This window comes from Desulfoconvexum algidum, from assembly GCF_055382125.1.
On sequence record NZ_AP042394.1, the window covers coordinates 4,040,485 to 4,059,662 of the forward strand.

Annotated in this window: 15 protein-coding genes; 9 read left to right on the forward strand and 6 right to left on the reverse strand. The window is 42.7% G+C overall.

Annotated elements, in window-relative coordinates; translation table 11 throughout:
* Positions 1-38: 38 nt before the first annotated feature.
* The 8 genes from ACZ45G_RS18400 (at position 39) to ACZ45G_RS18435 (ending at position 8,497) form a co-directional block, all read left to right on the forward strand.
* Positions 39-1,322, forward strand: a complete 1,284-nt coding sequence (locus ACZ45G_RS18400) for a GMC family oxidoreductase N-terminal domain-containing protein (protein ID WP_464171951.1) — start codon at positions 39-41, stop codon at positions 1,320-1,322.
* Positions 1,323-1,345: 23 nt separating this feature from the next.
* The gene (locus ACZ45G_RS18405) at positions 1,346-2,797 is read left to right on the forward strand and encodes a hypothetical protein (protein WP_464171952.1); all 1,452 of its coding nucleotides are present in this window, start codon (positions 1,346-1,348) and stop codon (positions 2,795-2,797) included.
* Positions 2,794-3,933, forward strand: coding sequence for a 2-hydroxyacyl-CoA dehydratase subunit D (locus ACZ45G_RS18410; RefSeq protein WP_464171953.1), 1,140 nt, complete (start codon positions 2,794-2,796; stop codon positions 3,931-3,933). Before ACZ45G_RS18405 ends, ACZ45G_RS18410 begins: the two co-directional genes overlap by 4 nt.
* A 61-nt stretch (positions 3,934-3,994) precedes the next feature.
* Positions 3,995-5,398: a 2-hydroxyacyl-CoA dehydratase subunit D gene (locus ACZ45G_RS18415; RefSeq protein ID WP_464171954.1), complete on the forward strand. Its 1,404-nt coding sequence runs from the start codon at positions 3,995-3,997 to the stop codon at positions 5,396-5,398.
* The gene (locus tag ACZ45G_RS18420; protein ID WP_464171955.1) at positions 5,395-6,213 is read left to right on the forward strand and encodes an acyl-CoA dehydratase activase; all 819 of its coding nucleotides are present in this window, start codon (positions 5,395-5,397) and stop codon (positions 6,211-6,213) included. Before ACZ45G_RS18415 ends, ACZ45G_RS18420 begins: the two co-directional genes overlap by 4 nt.
* Complete coding sequence (locus ACZ45G_RS18425) at positions 6,194-6,967, forward strand: acyl-CoA dehydratase activase (RefSeq protein ID WP_464171956.1); 774 nt, start codon at positions 6,194-6,196, stop codon at positions 6,965-6,967. The genes ACZ45G_RS18420 and ACZ45G_RS18425 overlap by 20 nt, the downstream gene beginning before the upstream one ends.
* Before the next feature lie 38 nt (positions 6,968-7,005).
* The gene (locus ACZ45G_RS18430) at positions 7,006-7,734 is read left to right on the forward strand and encodes a hypothetical protein (protein ID WP_464171957.1); all 729 of its coding nucleotides are present in this window, start codon (positions 7,006-7,008) and stop codon (positions 7,732-7,734) included.
* Entirely contained in the window at positions 7,724-8,497 is a 774-nt protein-coding gene (locus ACZ45G_RS18435; protein WP_464171958.1) for an ATP-binding protein, read from the forward strand. The genes ACZ45G_RS18430 and ACZ45G_RS18435 overlap by 11 nt, the downstream gene beginning before the upstream one ends.
* 556 nt (positions 8,498-9,053) lie before the next feature.
* Here ACZ45G_RS18435 and ACZ45G_RS18440 read toward each other — a convergent pair.
* The 6 genes from ACZ45G_RS18440 to corA form a co-directional block, all read right to left on the reverse strand.
* The gene (locus ACZ45G_RS18440; protein WP_464171959.1) at positions 9,054-10,415 is read right to left on the reverse strand and encodes an acyl-CoA dehydrogenase family protein; all 1,362 of its coding nucleotides are present in this window, start codon (positions 10,413-10,415) and stop codon (positions 9,054-9,056) included.
* Between the two features lie 77 nt (positions 10,416-10,492).
* Positions 10,493-11,251 carry a YiiX/YebB-like N1pC/P60 family cysteine hydrolase gene (locus ACZ45G_RS18445; RefSeq protein ID WP_464171960.1) on the reverse strand — a complete coding sequence of 253 codons (759 nt, stop codon included), beginning with the start codon at positions 11,249-11,251 and terminating at the stop codon, positions 10,493-10,495.
* 9 nt (positions 11,252-11,260) lie between these two features.
* Positions 11,261-12,292, reverse strand: a complete 1,032-nt coding sequence (locus ACZ45G_RS18450; RefSeq protein ID WP_464171961.1) for a DUF21 domain-containing protein — start codon at positions 12,290-12,292, stop codon at positions 11,261-11,263.
* 116 nt (positions 12,293-12,408) lie between these two features.
* Positions 12,409-14,955, reverse strand: a complete 2,547-nt coding sequence (locus ACZ45G_RS18455) for a phosphoenolpyruvate carboxylase (protein WP_464171962.1) — start codon at positions 14,953-14,955, stop codon at positions 12,409-12,411.
* A complete protein-coding gene (locus ACZ45G_RS18460) occupies positions 14,948-15,268 on the reverse strand; it encodes a hypothetical protein (protein WP_464171963.1) in 321 nt (106 codons plus the stop codon). Before ACZ45G_RS18460 ends, ACZ45G_RS18455 begins: the two co-directional genes overlap by 8 nt.
* A 126-nt stretch (positions 15,269-15,394) precedes the next feature.
* On the reverse strand, positions 15,395-16,459 hold the full coding sequence (gene corA / locus ACZ45G_RS18465; RefSeq protein WP_464171964.1) for a magnesium/cobalt transporter CorA: 1,065 nt from the start codon (positions 16,457-16,459) through the stop codon (positions 15,395-15,397).
* A gap of 196 nt (positions 16,460-16,655) precedes the next feature.
* Between corA and ACZ45G_RS18470 the strand changes: the two genes are divergently transcribed.
* Positions 16,656-19,172, forward strand: coding sequence for an amino acid permease (locus tag ACZ45G_RS18470; RefSeq protein WP_464171965.1), 2,517 nt, complete (start codon positions 16,656-16,658; stop codon positions 19,170-19,172).
* Positions 19,173-19,178 lie beyond the last annotated feature (6 nt).

A 19,178-nucleotide genomic window follows, 5' to 3' on the forward strand; every position in this document is an offset into this window, starting at 1 on the left:
AAAACGCTTAAATACAACACCAAGTATGAGGTGGCATAATGCAGAAAAGTCATTATGATGTAATAGTTATCGGCTCCGGGCCCGGCGGAGCTATAGTTGCAAAAGAATTAACGGACAAAGGTAACAAAGTGTTAATTCTGGAATGGGGAAGCAATGCCCCTGTAAAAGGGTCGCTTATTCAGTTCATATCCAGTGCGGGTATACCGGGAAAAAATTTATTGTTCACCGATAAAAAATTATTGGGAATGATTCGTGGGACCTGTACGGGTGGAAGCTCCAATTTTTATTGCGCAACGGCCTTTGATCCACCCCATGAGATCCTTAATTCCTATGACATCGATATTCAAAATGAAGTTGATGCACTGAAAGAAGAACTTCCAATCGCTCCCCTATCTGATGATCTGATAGGACCTGCGGCAAAGCTGATGATGGATAGTGCACTTGATCTTGGCTATGAATGGAAAAAGCTGAACAAATTCATCTATCAGGATAAATGCCGGTTAGGCTGTGCAAAATGCAGCTACGGTTGCCCCCATGGCGCAAAATGGACAGCAAGGAACTTTATTGAGCAGGCGACGGATAAAGGCGCTGAGCTTATTAATGGTGCCAAAGTCACAAAAATCATTATTAAAAATAAAATTGCTGTGGGTGTTGAATACAAAAAAATATTTAAAATGCATCAGGTCTTTGCGGATAAAATTGTTGTTGCGGCAGGTGGGATAGGTTCCCCCGTTATACTCAGACAAAGCGGGATTTATAATGCAGGCTATGATTTTTTCTATGATCCTCTGATTATGGTATTCGGAACTGTGGACACCCTTTCCTCTGAAGGTGAGCCCCAAATGGCGGCAGGTACCCATATGGAAGATGAGGGTTATCTTATGACCGACCTTAGTTTTCCCACTCCGCTTTATGGAGCGCATAGTGCACTTAAATTTCGTGGACACCGGGCTTTTTCAAAGAAAAAAACGCTGATGATGATGATTAAGGCAAAAGATGATCTCGGCGGCAGAATAACCTGGAACGGCGGCGTCAGAAAAAGCCTTTCCATCGAAGATAATGCAAAATTTAACCACGGGTATCAAAGAGCAAAATCAATTTTTAAAAATGCCGGAGCAAAAGGTATCTTCAGCGGTTGGAAACTGGCAGCGCATCCCGGCGGTACGGTTAAAATTGGAGAGATAATTGATTCTGATCTTAAAACCTGCCATGACAATCTTTACGTTTGTGACTGTTCCGTTATACCGGAAGCATGGGGTCTGCCGCCGACTTTAACCTTATTAGGCCTTGGTAAACGTCTGGCCAAGCATCTTTGTCCCTAGAAAAAGCATAAGGAGTTTAGTCCATGGGTATACCCGAAGAAAAATTTTCATTTGCAGGTTATTTTGCACAAATTTTACAAACAAAAGAGGTTATGAATGCTGTAGATTCCGGAATAACTGAAGTCCTTAACCTCTGGGGGGAAGGGAGTACTGCAAAAAAGTTTGCTTCGAAACCTGCAAAATGGGTCGTTAAAAAAAATTTTTCGAACAATACCAATGGCCATGAAAAAAATGACCATGAAAAAGAGGAACTCCTGTCTCTTTTGAAACACCCGGATTTGTTAGCGCTTATCAGTTCAACGCTGCCCACGATTTTTAATAATATCAGTGAAATAATTCATGCAATGGTTGTTTCGCTTGAAAACAATCCGGAAGAAAAACAGCTTGAAATGCTGTCTTGTTTTTTCTCCTCTTTTAACACTGAGAAAACAGCGCAAACGCTCACCGCACTTGCACGGACACTGAATTCCCTTCACAAAAACAACCCGAAGCTTTTAGCAGACACTATTATCCTTAAGTTAAGAACATTCCTTGAGCATACTGATTTCAGTGAATTCAAAAATGCCTTTGACCATTCTAAAGAAGATATTGATTCAATATTAAAAGGGGCAAATGACCTCGCTTTTGAATTTCCGGCAAAATTAGTGACCCTTCTTTCATTTTTCCCCGGAGTTTCAAATCATCTTTTATTTTTTCTTAAAGACATTATTAAAAGATTTAACGATCTCCCGGCGGATATCCTGGCTGATATTCTGATGTCCTTTTTGAAAGAAATGGACGGAAAAACAATTGGAAACTTTATCAATAATATAAATGAAATGATACGGCAGGTGCATACGGGAAGCGCTTTGATCGGTGAAGCCGGTGTTCCTCAGTTTTCAACGGAGCTCCTTAGAAAATCGAGAATCATGATTGAAAAAATAGATCCTGTGGTCATGATGAAGGCCGGAAGAGCAGTGTTGGATGGTCGAGAAGTTCTCCAAAAAACGGTTCAACAAATAGCCGGGGAGACGCCTGAGCTGCTTACAGGCAGTCTTGAGAATCTATCCGCCAAAAAAAATTCAAAAATCAGGTTGTTTAAACACAAGCTCGAAACGATTGAAGACCTGGATGAAGAAGATGCCGCTAAAGCACTTGCAACAGGTATTTCAAAATGGAATGGATATGATTTTGCGGAAGTTGTCAATGCAACGTCCAACCTCTTAAATTTATTGAACGCGCATTCTCCTGAGCTACTAAAAAAATCAATAGACGAATTTACAGCAACTATAGACATTGATGAAATCAGTGAATCAATATCCTGGATATCGGGTGATGTCGGTTCGTCCCTCAAACCGGTTATCAGAGCCACAGCCCCTGTATTGATTAAAGAGATTATCGGGTGTTTATCACCGGACGGCGATGAAAATGATGACCAGATTGATGAGGTACGAGAAATGCTTTGTCAGTTTATCACCGGCAGGGAGAAACAATGATGAAGGACATTTTTTTTGAAGCCGCCACAACAATCGAGATTGAGACTGTTCAAAAGTGGAAAGCGAGTGGTGGTAAAATTGTTGGATATACCTGTTCCTTTATGCCGGTGGAGCCTTTTTATGCCGCTGGAATTCTTCCGATTCGCCTGCGGGGAATAACCGCCGGAAGCATGGAGATTTCAGACGCTTATTATGGTCCCTTTGTCTGCAGTTTTCCAAAAGCGATTCTTCAGCTCGCCGGAACAGGAAATTATCATTTTTTAGACGGAGCTGTCATATCCAATGGCTGTGACTCACTCCGCAGGCTCGATGACTGCTGGCGTAAAATGGGTGAAGATATAGAAGGTTCAGCACCCCCCTGGTTTCATTACTTCGATGTTCCCCATAAGCCTGATGGCCATGCCTTTGACTGGTATAAAAATCAGGTAAAAAAACTGATAAAAGCGATTGAAAATCAGTTTGATGTTGAAATTACGGATGAAAAACTGAAAACCGCTATCAAAAATCAGAACAACCTCCGTAAACTTTTATGGGATCTTGAACGCCTGCGACGCGAAGATCCGGTTAGAATTTCGGGGACGGAAGCTTATTGTGCAATCATTGCAGGAACCGTCATGCCACCAGATATTTATAAAAAAAATCTCGCAGAACTGATCGATACCGTTCGCAAAAGAAAAACCAATTTAGCCAAAGACAAAAAAAAGCTCTTTTTAGGCGGCAGCGTCTGTGATGATTTTGAGCTGATCTCTCTTATCGAACAGTCTGATGCTATTGTCGTTGGCGAAAATGTCTGTTTCGGTGTCAGAAATGAGGATGATATCGTCAGCGAAGACGAGGAGCCCTTGAGCGCCCTTACAGCAAAATATCTGTCGGGGTCTGTTTGCCCCCGTATGATGGGCTGGTACAAAGAGCGGGCAGGAATGATTATCGAAAAAATTAAACGAACAAAGGCCGATGGGATCATTATGCAAAACATACGATTCTGTGATCTTCACGGTTCGGAAAACGGCCTGCTTGAACGTGATCTTGACCGAGAGAATATCCCGTCCCTGAGAGTCGAAAGAGAACATGGCCCTTTAACCGAAACCGGCAGGTTGAAAATGAGAGTCGATGCATTTATTGAACAACTTGAATAAACTGCAGGTTGAATAAACTGCACGAAAAACGATTACAATAATAGACCCCAAAAGGCGAAGTATGAGACCTGAACTTAAAGAATACAATCTGGACAAGCTTTTTGCAGCCACATTCAGAGTTGCCAGAAACCTGGGGAGTTCAACGCCGGGTGAGATCAAAAATGTGTTAAAATATACGCCATACGTCAGCGGACTTTTAGAACCTGTTCTTGCAACCGGCCAGCCTGCCGTTACTTTTTTTGATCTTTTTAATGATTATTATTCCAACATCATCAATGCCAAAGAAAATGGTAAAAAAGTTGTAATGACAACATTTTGCTTTGACCCTTCCGTTTTTTATGCCATCGATAATCTGGCTCCGGTGACCCTTGAAATAGGCACGGCATTAACATCGATGCTCTGGAAAAGGGGTTCCGCAGATTTCATGGACTATTGTACGGAACTGGGGTTTTCAGAAACGGGATGTTCGTCTCAAAGAGGAGCAATGGGGGCATACCTTGCGGGCCTTGGCGCAGAAATAAATCTGGTTGCCCTGAACATGGGGGGGGTCTGCGACACCAATGCCAATGCCTATAACTTTGCCGCCCAGTATCTTAATATACCCTATTACGGTTTAGACTATCCGTCTGAACTGACAACCCAAGAGGTTAGAGAATACCACCATAAAGATTACCGGGAGCTGATCAATTTTCTTCAGGAAAATACAGGGTGTAAATTTGATATTGACAGACTAAGAGAAGTGCTTGAGGAGAAGAAAAAACAGGATGCTCTAATGAGCGAAATAGATGAGATGCAGCGTCTTGTCCCTAATCCTGTTCCGGGCATTTACCATATCATGATCTACGCTGCCCGCTACACCTACTCAGGAAAGAAAAAATTCACAAAACTATTGGGAGAAATGACTGAAATAGTAAGAGACAATGCTGTTAACGGGCGTTCCGGTTTAAAAAACGGTGTTGAGAAAAACAGGACATTTCTGGTCTACATAGATAATTATGCCCTTGGTATTTCAATGTTTGAGTGGTTTCAAAAAAAGGGCATATCCCATATGGGCAATATTCTCTCACGAACATTTAATGAGGCGGCACCTTATACGACAGGCGTTCCCGGAACAACATATAAGATTGACACAACAAGTCTTGATACAATGATTGACAGCCTTGCCGATATTAACGCCCGAATGCCGATGACACGAACCATCAGAGGACCTTATGATGCACCCAACATGTGGCTCGAAGACAGCCTTTCCCTTGCAAAACAATACAGCGCCGATTGTTGTTTGTATAACGGGACTCCCGGCTGCAGAAACACATGGTCAAATATCAAACTGCTGTCACGTGATCTTGAAGCAATGGGGTACCCGACACATATATCTCATGCGGATAGCTTCGATACACGGGTTGAAACCTGGGAAGCAACAGAAACAAGACTTGAAGAGTTTTATCAGATCAGGGGGTTATTATGAATATCGTTGCAGGGTTTGACGTCGGCTCACTGACGACAAAAGCAGTCATTATTAAAAACAAAAAAATTGCAGGGTCCGCACTGATAAGATCAGGGCCCAAACCCATTGAGTCGGCAACCCGCGTTATGGAAAAACTGCTCGATGCAACAGGGATTCTCCAAAGTGATATCATAAGTACTGTCGGAACCGGATACGGACGTGAAAAAATCACCTTTATCGACAAGGCGATTTCAGAAATCTCCTGCCACGGCAAAGGCGCACAATGGTTAATTCCTTCGGCAAGGACCATCATTGATATTGGTGGTCAGGACTGCAAAGTCATCAAGCTTGATCGAGATGGCAATTTGATAAAATTTATCACCAACGATAAATGTGCCTCGGGCACCGGCCGTTTTCTGGATGTTATGGCAAAGGTAATGAATATCGAGTCTTCAGAGCTTGGAAAGCTGTCTGCAAAATCGACTAAACCGATCACCTTTGCATCAATCTGTACTGTCTGGGCCCAGGCGGACGTTATTAAACACATCAATTCAAGAAAACCTGTGGAAGATATCTGTGCGGGAATCAATACGGCTATGGCAAATAGAGTGGCGATGCTGATAAATTCCGTAAAAATTGAAAATGATATCTGCATGACCGGCGGCGTTGCAAAAAACACGGGGGTTGTGAAAACCTTGAGTAAACTGCTCGGCTGCAGAATAAAGCAAATTAAAAAGGCTGACCCGCAGCTTGTAGGGGCCATCGGCGCAGCACTCTTTGCAGAGCAAATGGCTAAGAAAAAAACGGGGGAAAAATATGATAACAGCAGGATGTGATATTGGTTCAAGCACCGCTAAAGCTGTGATTTTTGAGAATAATAAAATTATTGAAAGCGCTATAATCCCGGCGAAGTTAGACCCCATTGAGTCTGCCAAAACTGTTATGAAACTAGTTCTTGAAAGGGCCGGGCTTTCGATGGATAAAATCGGTAAAATTGTCGGGACAGGATACGGGCAGCAGGAAATTCCCTTTGCCCATAAGCTTGCGTCGGAAATTGTCTGCCATGCAAGGGGTGCATGGTGGAATAACCCGTCAACCAGAATGATTGTCGATATTGGCGGCCAGGATTCCAAAGCCATTAAAATTGATGAAAACGGACGCGTAATCCGCTATACATACAATGACAAATGTGCATCGGGGACCGGCCGTTTTCTGGAAATCATGGCGGATGCACTTCAGGTCGATCTGGATGATATGGGAGCCATCGGAAAGAGGTTCACTGAAAAGCTCACGATTTCCAGTCAATGCGTTATCTTTGCAGAAACTGAAGTTGTTTCACTCGTCAATGAAGAAAAAGAGGTTGCCGATATTTTGAATGCCCTCCATCATTCCCTTGGAAGCCGTGTGGCATCACAGGCACGAACACTTCTCATTGAAGAAGACGTCATCATGACGGGGGGCGTTGCCAAAAACATCGGCGTTTTTGAAGCGCTCTCCTCGGGGATTGGCGTTCCTGTAAAAGCGCTTGAGAATATTGACCCCCAGATAAACGGGGCGGTGGGGGCGGCAATCATTGCTGCACAAATTTAATGCGCTTTATTTTTTTTATGATGGTGGCATCTTTTTAAATGAAATTATTAGAAAAATATATTGATGAGATACGAGACTATATTGATCAAAAGAAAAATTCAAATGTCTATCGGATTTTCAAAGCGGACCCTTTTAGTTCATGGCCAAAATCAGATAAATCAGGAATTGTATTGTTGCCGGATCTTTCTGTGGAGCTTGGTAACCCGGACGATGCATCGGTCTCATTTCAAACATGGACCGAAGACCCATCGCTTGTCAATGATGGAGACATCACTCTGATAGGCGCTGATATCTGTGAAGCATCCACACCAAACCTTCCTTTCGGCAAAATTGTTATTGCACAAGTTGCGAATTTTGATGAAAATAATGCTGCTGACAGAACCCGCGAGATGTTTTTATCAAAATTTGATTTGTCATTGAGTGGATTTATGCTGAAATCAGCATCGAATTATATGGCTGAATGGTGCCGGATAAGCAAAGATGCTGTCTCGAAACATTTTTCATTTAAAATATTAGGCAGTTCCCTTATCAATGAATTAAACGCTCTTGATTATGTGAAATCGGTTGAGATTATCTTTATCACGTCATCAAATAACGATGTAGATGAATTGTTTGATATCGGTAACCGATCTTTACGTACTCTAAATGCCATGGCCAAAATGGTAAATGAAATGAGCTATGACTGTAGTGAGTGTGAATACAGCGATATTTGTAATGAAGCCGACGCGTTAAGAGAGCTCAGGGATAAAATAGCCTATGAAAAATAACCCCGTTATAATTGCTGTATGCGGAAAAGGCGGCGTCGGGAAAACCTGTGTCAGCGCCCTTATTGTAAAAATGCTGTCTGAAAGTTCATCGGCTAAAATTCTTGCCATCGATGCAGACCCGGCGGTAGGACTTTCGTTTCCCCTTGGCATAAACGTCAATAAAACTATTGATGATATTAGAAACAATTTAATCAAACGCCTTGAAAATGGTGATAGGACAAACCGGGATGAGCTTGTCAAATTACTCGATTATGAAATTTTCAATGCCGTTGAAGAAAAAGAAAATCTTGCCTTCCTCGCAATAGGCAGACCTGAAGGTGATGGCTGCTATTGCCAGGTAAATGCTCTGCTAAAAGACATCATAAAAGATCTTGCAGGTAATTTTGATTTTGTTGTTATTGATGCCGAAGCAGGCGTCGAGCAGATAAGCCGTAGGGTTATGGAGATGGTTACCCACCTCCTTCTTGTTTCCGACGCCTCTTTAAAGGGGAGAAATGTTGTAGGGACAATTCACAGAGTTGCAAGGGAAAAATGCAGTTTTGAAAAATCGGGTCTTATTTTTAACAGAATGCAGGATCAGCAAGAGATTGATGCTGTCATTTCAAAAACAAATCTTCCGCTCATTGGCACAATGATTGAAAATGAATCTATCAGGAATTTTGATCGAGAAGGTAAAAGTTTTTTTGATCTCCCCCCTTCCGATGCTATAACCTATTTTAATCATTCAATAAATGCTTTTCTTAACAAAGCTGTTGATATTTAATTTAAAAAAAAGTTATCTTTAATCGTTTAGGAATACCAATTCCATTATCGGAAACGGATAGCATAACGTATTTACCCAATTGCAAAGGACTGTTTTTTAAATCATCATTATCCAATATAATTTCTTTAAGTTGTACTGAAATTTCTCCACTTGCCTTCTCTACAGCATGGTAGGCATTTGTGATCAGGGACGGATCAAGGCCGCAGGAACGACACAGGAAATATTAGCCCTTGAAAATTTCCAGGAAATAACCGGTGCCATGGCCTTGAAAAATTAAACCCGGCTGCCCCCCCCTGGCCCGGTCACCCTGGCCCGGTCATCCTGACCTGTTTTGCCTGATTAGCAAGGACCGCTAAAGCCGATCAACAAAAAAATAAAAAACTTTGTTACTTTAAACGGACAGCTCATGATCAGCCATTTGAAAAGAGGCCGTAGAGCCATCAGCGTAAAACAGAATGTTTTTTCAGGCATCATATCATTGTCCTGCTGCAGATTGTTCATACGGTCAGCAGAAACCGGATACACGGATAACCGATATGGGGGGGGGTGCCTGGGATTAAGACGACTCCTTTTTCATGTCAACTCCTACTTGTTTGAATGCCTTACCTGGAAAAAAACAATAGGGGCATTCTTCAGGAGGACTGTTTTCATAATGGACATGACCGCAGATCCTGCACCGCCATATTTTTACTTTTTTCCGCCTGGCAGAAGGGCCTTCACAAAAACTTTCCGCGTGATGCACGGGGATATCCTCAAGAGATGGCATCACAGGTTTATATCCGCCCATGATATAACCCGCAACCACCATTCTCTGAATTTCACTGGTTCCTTCATAAATTCTTAGCAACCGGACATCCCGGTAGAGTTTTTCCACAGGAAACATTTTGGTATATCCATATCCGCCAAGAATTTGAAGCGCCTGGTCAACCACCTCGATACAGGCCTCTGTTGCATAAAATTTTGATATGGATGCAGTGAGAGTTGGGTCCATCCCTTTGTCAGATTCCCATGCTGCTTTCAAAACAAGAAGTCGTGATGTCTCAATTTTTTGATACATGTCAGCCAGTTTAAATTGGATGGCTTGATTACTGCCGATTTTCTGACCAAAGGCTTGGCGTTTTTTCGCGTAGTCCATGGCATATTCAAAGGCTGACCGGGCAGCCCCTATGGCAAACGCGCCAATCACCGGCCGTGTCCGGTTAAAGGTTTTCATGGCAAGCAGGAAACCTTCTCCAGGGGGTGCCAGTACAAATTCTTTGGGGACTCTGACATTGTCAAAATGGACCCCGACTGTGTTGGAACATCGTTGCCCCATTTTCGGAATATGTCTACCGACTCTTACACCCTTCCATTTTCGGTCAATAAAAAAGGCGCAGATCCCGTCATGCTTTTTCTCTGGATCAATGGTTGCAAATATGCTGTAATAATCTGCAATTCCGCCATTGGTTACCCAGTATTTTGTTCCGTTGAGAATATAATCGCTTCCATCGGGCTTGGCCATACACCGGATCGCTGAAACATCTGATCCAAGAGTGGGTTCAGAAGTGGCAAAGCTGATCAGTTTAAAATCCTTTGTAAATCGGGTCAGGTATTTTTTCTTTAAGCCTTCATTTGAACTCAGAATAAGGGGTTCCATTCCCAAAGAATTGTCAAAAATGGAGGTGGCAATTCCGGGGCAGGCTGCAGAAATTTCCTCTGAGATGACACACCCCTCAATAATCCCGAAGCCTTTTCCACCGTATGTCTTTGGGATATCGCTGTGGGACAGTCCCTGTGTAAAGGCCTCTTTGAGAATATGTACCGGCGTTTCATCTTTAATATCATAGTGCCAGGCTTCAGGCAGTACATGATCTATGGCAAACCGCCTTGCTTTTTTCTGTAGGTCCATCTGTGCTTTGGTTGGATTAAAGTTTAGCATAATAATTACCTTTCCCTGAATGGTTAAAGAATAAAAATTTAGATTTTCATCTGACCGGCAATCGTTGTTTTCACCTCCTATAATTCAGATGACCATTTCATTTCGTAGGGACTAAACCCCTTGTAAATAGTTGGTTTTACAATCTCAAAATATGGCGAGGCATCAAAATCCCTGGGCACAAAAAGACTATGATGCTTTATATGAAGTATTTCCCGATAGCAGTGTCTGCATGCCCGGCTGTCCGTTTTTTCCAATTGTCTTTCCGGCAGAATCGGATATCGGACAGCTTGAAACGCCTGGGCGATCATTGAAGAACAGATGGTTTTGGTGGGATCCCCACTTCCCAGTGCCAAAAGTCGTCGTTTCAAGTGACCCGGAACAGGAGGGGATGAAATCAGAAAACGGGCTAGGTCCCAAATATTCTGAAGATCATAGGTATCTCCAATCTGAGCCAGGGCATAACCAACTACAGTATTGATGTCTTCTTGAGTAATTCCCACAGGCCTGCATATTCGCGTATGAACCTTTGAATACATGGACAATGGAACTGTCCTTACCCCTTCATTGATATCTGCTTCCACCAGAACGGGTTCCATAACCCTGTTGTCTGAGTTACGCCCATTGCCAATGCAAAGTGCGGCATGGGACCAGGTGGATTGTGTCAGATACTTTATCGCCGAGCTGATACGACTGTTTCCTTCAATGAGAATGACATCCCCTTTTTTCAGGGTAGATGCCAGGTCCTCTGGTGTGCTGGTCGCCACCTGGATGTCTTTTTCAATGGGCTGGGACAGATAATCAGCCAATCGTTTGGCCATAGCCTCTAAAATAGTCATTTTAAGTCTTTAAATGTCATTCTTTTTTGAAATTCCCCGCATGAGCCGACCCAAAATATCCGCCCCGGTGAGAATACGCTTGCGGTGCCCCCAGAGCAGCACAATATCTTGATCAATCACATCGTCATGGAAACTTGTTCCTTCAACTTTAAGGCGGTGCAATATATTACCCAGGCGAGTCGAGGCGTCTTTGATCAGTATGGGATGATGACAATACCAGGACGGATCAGGCCGAGGTGATTTAAACAGGGCGTGTCGAAGAAAACTATCCGCATCCAGAACCGAAACCGGATGCTGTGCCGTATCGGTCAGCACCACCCATTTTTTACCAGAGTTTTCAATTTGCCGAAGAAAGGGGTCTTCTGCCACCTGTTTATATGTGGGAAAAACAGGTTTTCCGTTTTCAAAGGGTAGTTCCACAATGCTCATGGGATCGAGCGTTTCTCCTTCTTTGGCAATGATTAAATCGTCAATGGCCAGAAAGTTCAGTGCTCCCAGCCCTTCGATTCTGTCTATATCCGCCTCATCCGCTTCAATATGCTTTTTGATAACTTCCCGCAGATTGTGCTCACGAAAATATTGGATATCCTCTTTGCCAAGCCACCAATCCAGAAATTTGGCTGAGGATTTTGCGAAGGGATACAAAAGGTATTGATACCATCTTAGGACAGGTGCAAGTATCGAAACCATTTTCAGGGCATGCCTTGAAAAATATGCCTGGGGAAGAATTTCGCCTGCAAATGTGATCACCATGGTGGAGAAGATGAAGGCACTGACCCCTGTCAGAACCGAACTGGACAAAAGGGTTAATAAAACATTGATCCCCACATTACCCCACAACACAGTGGTCAAAATAAAGTTTGAATCCTCACGCAGGCGCAGCAGTTTTTCAGCATTTTTATTCCCAGTGGAGGCTTCTACTTCCAGTCGTAATCGGCTGATGCTGAAAAGCGCCAGGTTCATTCCTGAAAACATAGCAGACTGGCTAATGCAAAAAACAATTCCACCCCAGGTTAAAACAGTTGCCAACGAATTTTCCATCGATGTCTTCCTTAATGAAACCACTATTTATGTGACATGAGGTCTTTAAAATATCTATAGTCAACTTTACTTGAAAAGTCTATCATAACCGGGGCCTTTCCATTCAAAAATATTCATCACGCTGAATTCCTGCTTGCATTTATATTGCCATACAATGACCTCTGGATTAATTTTTCATAGGGCTTGGGGTCTATTGGTGTTTTTTCAATTTTCTGAAATGCATATTGCTGGATCACCAGCAGAGGCAGGACAATCTCCTCTCTGATCTTGATGGATCGCCTTGGTAAAGGTTCCTCTTCCATGAGAATACTGGACTTTGAAACCAGAAGTACCATTTTTTTGGAAAGTTGATATTCCTCAAATAAAATATTCCAGAATTCCTTATACATTGGATCTTTGCCGGTATAGGCGGTTAATTCAAAATAAGATTTTGACATGGACATCATGCTGTTTAAAATCAAGGTCTTGAAAAAGGGAACCGCCTGGTAAAGGGCCTGTAATTCAAAAAGCCCCTTCTGGTCTGCCAGGGATTTGAGGGCGGTGCCAATGCCGAAATATCCCGGGACGTTCTGCTTTAACTGGCTCCATGACCCCACAAAAGCGATGGCCCTCAGATCCTTTAGTTGCAGTTTTTTCTGATTACCCCGCTTGGCCGGCCTACTGCCAATATTGGCCCTGGCATAGTAAGGCAGGGTACTTTTATTTTCAAGGTAGGGTAAAAACATTTTGTGATGCTTAAGAGCGGTATAGGCCTCATGACTTATCTTTGCCAATTTGTCCAGAATCTGTCTTGATGTCTTGGAGATATTCCTTGGGGTTTTAGACAGCCCCTGAGTCAGGCCGGCGGTGAGCAGTTGCTCACAATTGTGGATAAAATGATCCCGGGTGCCATACAGGCTGGTGATGGTTTGGCCCTGGATGGTCAACTGGATAGCATGATTGGCAATTTTATGACTTTGTGAGGCATAAAACCGGTGGGTTTTCCCCCCGCCCCTGGCAGGGGGGCCGCCCCGGCCGTCAAAAAAGACAGCCTGGACATGGTTTTGCTCACACACCTGGGACAGCCGTTCTTTTGTTTTAAAAATAGACCAGTTAGCCGCAAGATACCCCCCATCCTTGGTTCCGTCTGAGAACCCCAGCATGATGGTCTGCCGGTTCTGCCGCCGGGCCAGGTGGGATCGGTATTCAGGGATGTCAAACAGGGACTGCATGATGGCCTCTGAGTTTGCCATGCCCTCCATTGACTCAAACAAGGGGATGATATCAATGGGGATGGGACCCTCCTGCCAGGCACACCACCGCAGCATTGCATACACAAACAAAACCGAGAAGAAATCTTCAGAATTGCTGATGATATACCGGTTGCATCCAAATTCCCCGTTTTTATCTTGGATGGATCGCATCTGAGCCATGGTCTGGATGGTATCTTTGACCATGGAATCTTGAAACTGGTCCGGCAGGACATAAAATCTTGAATGAACCAAAATTGAAACCAGCTCATCAGGGGACAGCTCATCCAGGCTGACACTGATCCTGTTTTCATGTTTGAGAATGGCCTCTATGGTTTTAATATGTTCGCCGTGATTCTGTCGGATATCCAGGGATGCAAAATGGGTATGAAAAATCTTGACCTTATCGATAAAGGCATCCAATTCCTCCAGGTACAGGCTGTTGAACTGCCCTGTTAAAAGGGTTCTGACGCGTGCCAGCGGCTGTAATATCTCATCTGTCGTCAAAATTTGAGACGGGTCAAACAAGGTGGCATACAGCCGTGCTCTCAGGTCGGCCACATCCTCCTGAATTCCTCTGAAGGTCAATTTCTGCTCCAGGCCTTTGAGTTCATTATAATAACACTTCATCAGGGTCATGCGAAGTTCATCTGCCACCTGTCCTGTTGTTTGGGAGGTCACAAAGGGATTGCCGTCCCTGTCTCCGCCCGGCCAGAATCCCAGCTGGAGAATCTGGTGGTTGTCAAAGGCATTGTTCGCTGATGTTTTTTTAATCCGGGCATACATCTCCCCGACGGCATCATAATAGACACTGCGAAGAAAATAGATGATATTTTTTGCCTCATCAAAGGGAGTCGGTTTTTTGACATTCATCAGGGAGGTCAGCCCCAGCTGCTCAAGACTGCGGTCGATTTCATTGGTATGGTTTTCCGAAACAAGGGTGCGCAGGCCAGTGATAATATCCAAAACCGGTCTGGGATAAAACTGGGTAGGGTGGGCTGTAAATACGATTCTTACGCTGAAATCAGACAATTTGTCAAACAGCCCCGGTCTCTGCGTCGCAGTCTGTGCTAAATGGATGCAGCTTTTAAGGGAGACATTATCACCAAGAGCCTGCAGCTTCGCAAATGCGGCATCTTCCACACTGTCATAGAGAACAATTTGCCGCTCAACATATTGAATCACCTGGAACATGAAATCAATTTGTTCCGGTTCCGATGCCAGGCCGGTATGTTCCTTAAAAAAAGCATCAAGAATTTGAGCAGGGTCTTTCCCGGATTCAAGTCCTTTCCGGCACCTGTCCTTCAAAATGGGAAGGAGGTTGCCTGTCTGTATGACGGATTGAAACGGGAGGGTTAAAAAAAGGCTGTTGTACATGATAAACTTATTTTTTACCAGTTTTTCAAATTCTGTTTCCCTTAATGACTTATTCATCGGCAGGTTCCTGTATTTTATTCTCGTGGATTAACAGGTAGATCAAGGACCAGCCTGTTTCCGGCTCTGGAAACCGACCGTCTGCAAATACAAAAATTTTTCCATCGGGGTCACAGGCAAAAAGGGGTACCGCCCTTTTTTTGTGCGTTTCTAAAAAGGTCTGGAACCCAATTTTTTCGGTCAGGGGCATGGTTCGAATCTGTCCTCCCTTCAGCAGGGCAGCGGCCATATCCCCAAAGGTAATTTCTCCATTGAACAGGGTATAAGCCCCCCCCCCCCGGATAAAATGGCGCCTGCCCTTTGAAAATGGCATGGAACTGCGATGTGATCAGCATATGTGCGGTTGCAATCAGAATTAATCCTGAAATAAGTTTTGCTTTCTTTAACATAGCTGTCTTCCCTTGACGCTTTAAACAAAAAACAACATGAATTTGATTTTTTAAAACCAGTTCTTACGTTTAAAATAGACAATAAGAGCCCCGGCCACAGAGATCATGACTGCCCAGAAAATAAAATAACTATACTTGTATTTAAGTTCTGGAAGATATTCGAAATTTGTTCCATAGATACCCGCAATAAATGTAAGGGGGATAAATATGGCAGCAAATATGGTCAATACTTTCATGATATCATTCATCTTGTTTGCGATGACTGAATTATAAATATTCAATTGGTCGGTCAAAAGATCCCGGTATGTCTCTATCGCCTCTGTTGCCTGACTGGTAAGATCTTCAAGGTCTTTTAAAAAAGGCAAGGTTTGCTCTTGTATTAATTCACTGTCAAGCCGGGAAATCCTGTAAATAGCATCCTTGGCGGGTCGAATAGACTTTCTCATATAATTGATTTCACGCTTAAATGAATTGATTTTTTCCATAACATCGGAATCCGGGTCATTCAGAATATCATCTTCAAGATCTTCAATTTTTTCGCCGAGTGTCTCTATACTGAAAATATAATTATCCACAACCGTATCTATCAAGGCATAAGCAAGATAATCTGTCCCCGTTTTCCGGAAACGCGATGTTGATTTTTTAATTCTTTCACGGACAGGTTTAAAAATTTCACGGGGTTGCTCTTGAAATGTAAGTAAAAAATTTTTTCCAAGGACAAGACTTAATTGCTCGTTAAATATTGTTTCCGTCTCATTATCAAAACGAACCATTTTCAAAACAATAAAAATATAATCTTCAAATTCTTCTAACTTGGGCCGTTGCCCCGTATTCAAAAGGTCTTCCATAACAAGTGGATGTAATTGGAAAATTTTTCCAATATTTTGAATCATCTCAATATCATGAAGGCCGCTAATATTTAGCCATGTAACGGTTGGTGTTGTTTTTAAATGTGCTGCCGCATGGATGTCTTTTATTTCTTTTTCAGTCAGGGATGCTGAATCATAGTCAATCAAACGAATTTTAGTTGAATCTACTTTTTGATCTCCAATGAAAATCAGAGATCCAGGGCTTTTACCGTTACTTTCCTCGCGGCTCTTTAGAAATCGTGCCATTAAAACACCTCCTGTGATAAACCCATTAATAAAGATAGGATATACTTTGGGTTAACCAAAATCAAGGATACTTTGGGTCATAGTTGCATTTCAAACAGATGAAGATAATTTTCAATTCGAAATTTGCTTTATTTATACGTTCAACTGGTTTATGGATAGAGATTCACTTTTTAAATAACAACAGTTGAGGTTAACCATGGCTCAGGCAAAAAAAAGCACAGGGACGCTGGGTACTTTCGCAGGCGTTTTTACACCCAGTGTTCTGACAATCTTAGGCATTATTCTATTTCTTCGTATGGGGTATGTGGTTGGAAGTGCCGGGCTTGGAAAAACATTTATCATTATCGGTATTGCCAACCTTATTTCAGTGTTGACCAGTTTTTCACTTGCTGCGATCGCTACAAATATGAAGGTAAAAAGCGGTGGCGATTATTATCTGATTTCGCGAACTTTAGGCGTTGAATTCGGGGGTGCCATCGGCATAGTTCTTTTTCTGGCCCAATCTGTTTCAATTGCCTTTTACTGCATTGGTTTTGGAGAGGCTGTGTCTGGCATATTAGCTGGCTATGGGCTCGTCTATTATCCACAGCTCATCGCATTGGTCGCCTTAATTTTTTTGTTCGCCCTGGCCTGGTTAGGGGCTGATCTGGCAACAAAATTTCAATTTGTGGTCATGGTCTTTTTGATTCTTGCGCTGGTTTCTTTTTATGTCGGTGGATTTCAAAAGTGGGACACACAATTGTTATTAAATAATTGGAACACAGGGTCAAATCCTGTTCCTTTCTGGATCCTGTTTGCAATTTTTTTCCCCGCTGTCACGGGATTCACACAAGGTGTCAGTATGTCCGGTGATCTCAAGGATGCTGGTAAAAGCCTTCCGTTGGGAACTTTTTTGGCTGTTGGTGTGTCTATCCTTGTCTATTTTTCCGTTTCAATTTTATTTGCAGCATCCAACCCTCTTGATATTTTATCGAGGGATTACAATGCGATGAACAAAACGGCGCTATTCGGATTTTTGATTGATGCCGGCGTCATTGCTGCAACCCTTTCCTCAGCCATGGCTTCATTTTTAGGGGCACCAAGGATTTTGCAGTCACTTGCCAGTGATAAAATTTTCCCCGTATTAAAACCGTTTGCAAAAATTGAAGGTCCCCTTGGCAACCCGAGGCGGGGGGTCCTATTTTCCCTGGTGATCGCTGTTCTAACAATAGGATTAGGCCAACTTGACCTTATTGCAAGGGTTGTCTCAATGTTTTTTTTAATTTCATACGGATTGCTAAATTACGCAACTTATTTTGAAGCAGCAACCCTAAGCCCCTCTTTCAGACCAAGATTTAAGTGGTATAATAAAAAATTGAGTCTTGTTGGATCTCTTGCATGTCTTGGTGTCATGTTGGCAATTGATTTGAAAATCGGCATTACAGCAGTCGCTATCCTTTTTGCAATTTATCAGTATCTGAAACGAACTTCAGGTCTGAATCGCTGGTCCGACAGTCAAAGATCATACCAATTGCAACGCGTAAGGGACAGTCTCATCGAAGCGGATCAGGACATTGATCATCCAAGAGAGTGGCGCCCTTATATTCTTGTTTTATCAAATAAACAACTATACCGGACACCCCTTTTAAACTTTGCTGGATTAATCGAAGGCGGCAGCGGAATAACATCGGCTGTAAAAATATTTAGAAGCAGTGGTTTGAATATCGCCCGGCAAAAAGAAAAGGAGTTCAGAGAACTTAAAAAGGAAATATTAGAAAATTCACATCATGCTTTTCCTCTGGTGCTTTCGACCATTGACGCAGAAGTTGGCTTGTCTGCACTCATTCAATCCTATGGAATTGGCCCTGTGAGGGCAAACACGGTATTATTCAATTGGGAAGAGAAAAATAATGATACCGATAAAAAGGGAAACTATCCAGCCTATCAAGACTATATGCAGGTGGCAATTGAGTCCGGATGCAGTATCATCTTATTAAAATCGAATGGCGCAGACTTGGCGCCAGACCCATCACAGGAAAAAGGAAACAAAAATATAGATGTCTGGTGGCAAAATGACGACACCAGTCGATTCATGCTGCTATTGTCCTATCTGATGACACGCAATAAAGGGTGGCAATCAGCCCAGATAAGGTTATTGGCTACTAACTATGATCAGGATAACGATCAGAATGAGACGCAACTTCTTCAAATACTTGAAGATATTCGAATCGATGCCAGCCCGGTGATTATTCCAAAACCAGACTCTCAAAAAATAATTGAATACTCCAAAGAAAGCGATTTGGTTTTTCTGCCAATTACACTTAAGAACAATGTTCCACAACTCTTTTCAGGTGAATCTGTTGAATCTGTCGTACCATTCCTAAAGACATGTGCATTCTCTATCTCTGCACAAAAAATGGAATTAGACGCTGAACCGGAAGAAGGCAAATTTAAGGAACTTTCACACATATATGATCAATTCCAGCTGGCTGAAAAACGGGCTGAACTTGCAGAAAAATATGCACTAAGAATAGCTCAAGAAGCCAAAGAAAAAATGGAAAACCTCACAGTATCAGAAAATTCTGATATCCATGCAAAACAAAAAGAGATAAAAGAAACACTTGAAATAAGAGAGAAAGCACTCTCAGCAAGGAAAAGAGCCTACAGAGAAAAAGAAAAATTAAAAAAAGTTGAGGATGACGCAAAGTCTATAGGAATATCGATGGAAGAATAACGTATC

Coding starts and splice junctions, on each gene's coding strand:
- ACZ45G_RS18455 (WP_464171962.1), bottom strand. CDS start 14,955: ATGAATAAGTCATTAAGGGAAACAGAATTTGAAAAACTGGTAAAAAAT.
- ACZ45G_RS18450 (WP_464171961.1), bottom strand. CDS start 12,292: ATGGAAAATTCGTTGGCAACTGTTTTAACCTGGGGTGGAATTGTTTTT.
- ACZ45G_RS18415 (WP_464171954.1), top strand. CDS start 3,995: ATGAGACCTGAACTTAAAGAATACAATCTGGACAAGCTTTTTGCAGCC.
- ACZ45G_RS18460 (WP_464171963.1), bottom strand. CDS start 15,268: ATGCCATTTTCAAAGGGCAGGCGCCATTTTATCCGGGGGGGGGGGGCT.
- ACZ45G_RS18435 (WP_464171958.1), top strand. CDS start 7,724: ATGAAAAATAACCCCGTTATAATTGCTGTATGCGGAAAAGGCGGCGTC.
- ACZ45G_RS18400 (WP_464171951.1), top strand. CDS start 39: ATGCAGAAAAGTCATTATGATGTAATAGTTATCGGCTCCGGGCCCGGC.
- ACZ45G_RS18420 (WP_464171955.1), top strand. CDS start 5,395: ATGAATATCGTTGCAGGGTTTGACGTCGGCTCACTGACGACAAAAGCA.
- ACZ45G_RS18405 (WP_464171952.1), top strand. CDS start 1,346: ATGGGTATACCCGAAGAAAAATTTTCATTTGCAGGTTATTTTGCACAA.
- ACZ45G_RS18470 (WP_464171965.1), top strand. CDS start 16,656: ATGGCTCAGGCAAAAAAAAGCACAGGGACGCTGGGTACTTTCGCAGGC.
- ACZ45G_RS18430 (WP_464171957.1), top strand. CDS start 7,006: ATGAAATTATTAGAAAAATATATTGATGAGATACGAGACTATATTGAT.
- ACZ45G_RS18440 (WP_464171959.1), bottom strand. CDS start 10,415: ATGCTAAACTTTAATCCAACCAAAGCACAGATGGACCTACAGAAAAAA.
- ACZ45G_RS18410 (WP_464171953.1), top strand. CDS start 2,794: ATGATGAAGGACATTTTTTTTGAAGCCGCCACAACAATCGAGATTGAG.
- ACZ45G_RS18425 (WP_464171956.1), top strand. CDS start 6,194: ATGATAACAGCAGGATGTGATATTGGTTCAAGCACCGCTAAAGCTGTG.
- ACZ45G_RS18445 (WP_464171960.1), bottom strand. CDS start 11,251: ATGACTATTTTAGAGGCTATGGCCAAACGATTGGCTGATTATCTGTCC.
- corA (WP_464171964.1), bottom strand. CDS start 16,459: ATGGCACGATTTCTAAAGAGCCGCGAGGAAAGTAACGGTAAAAGCCCT.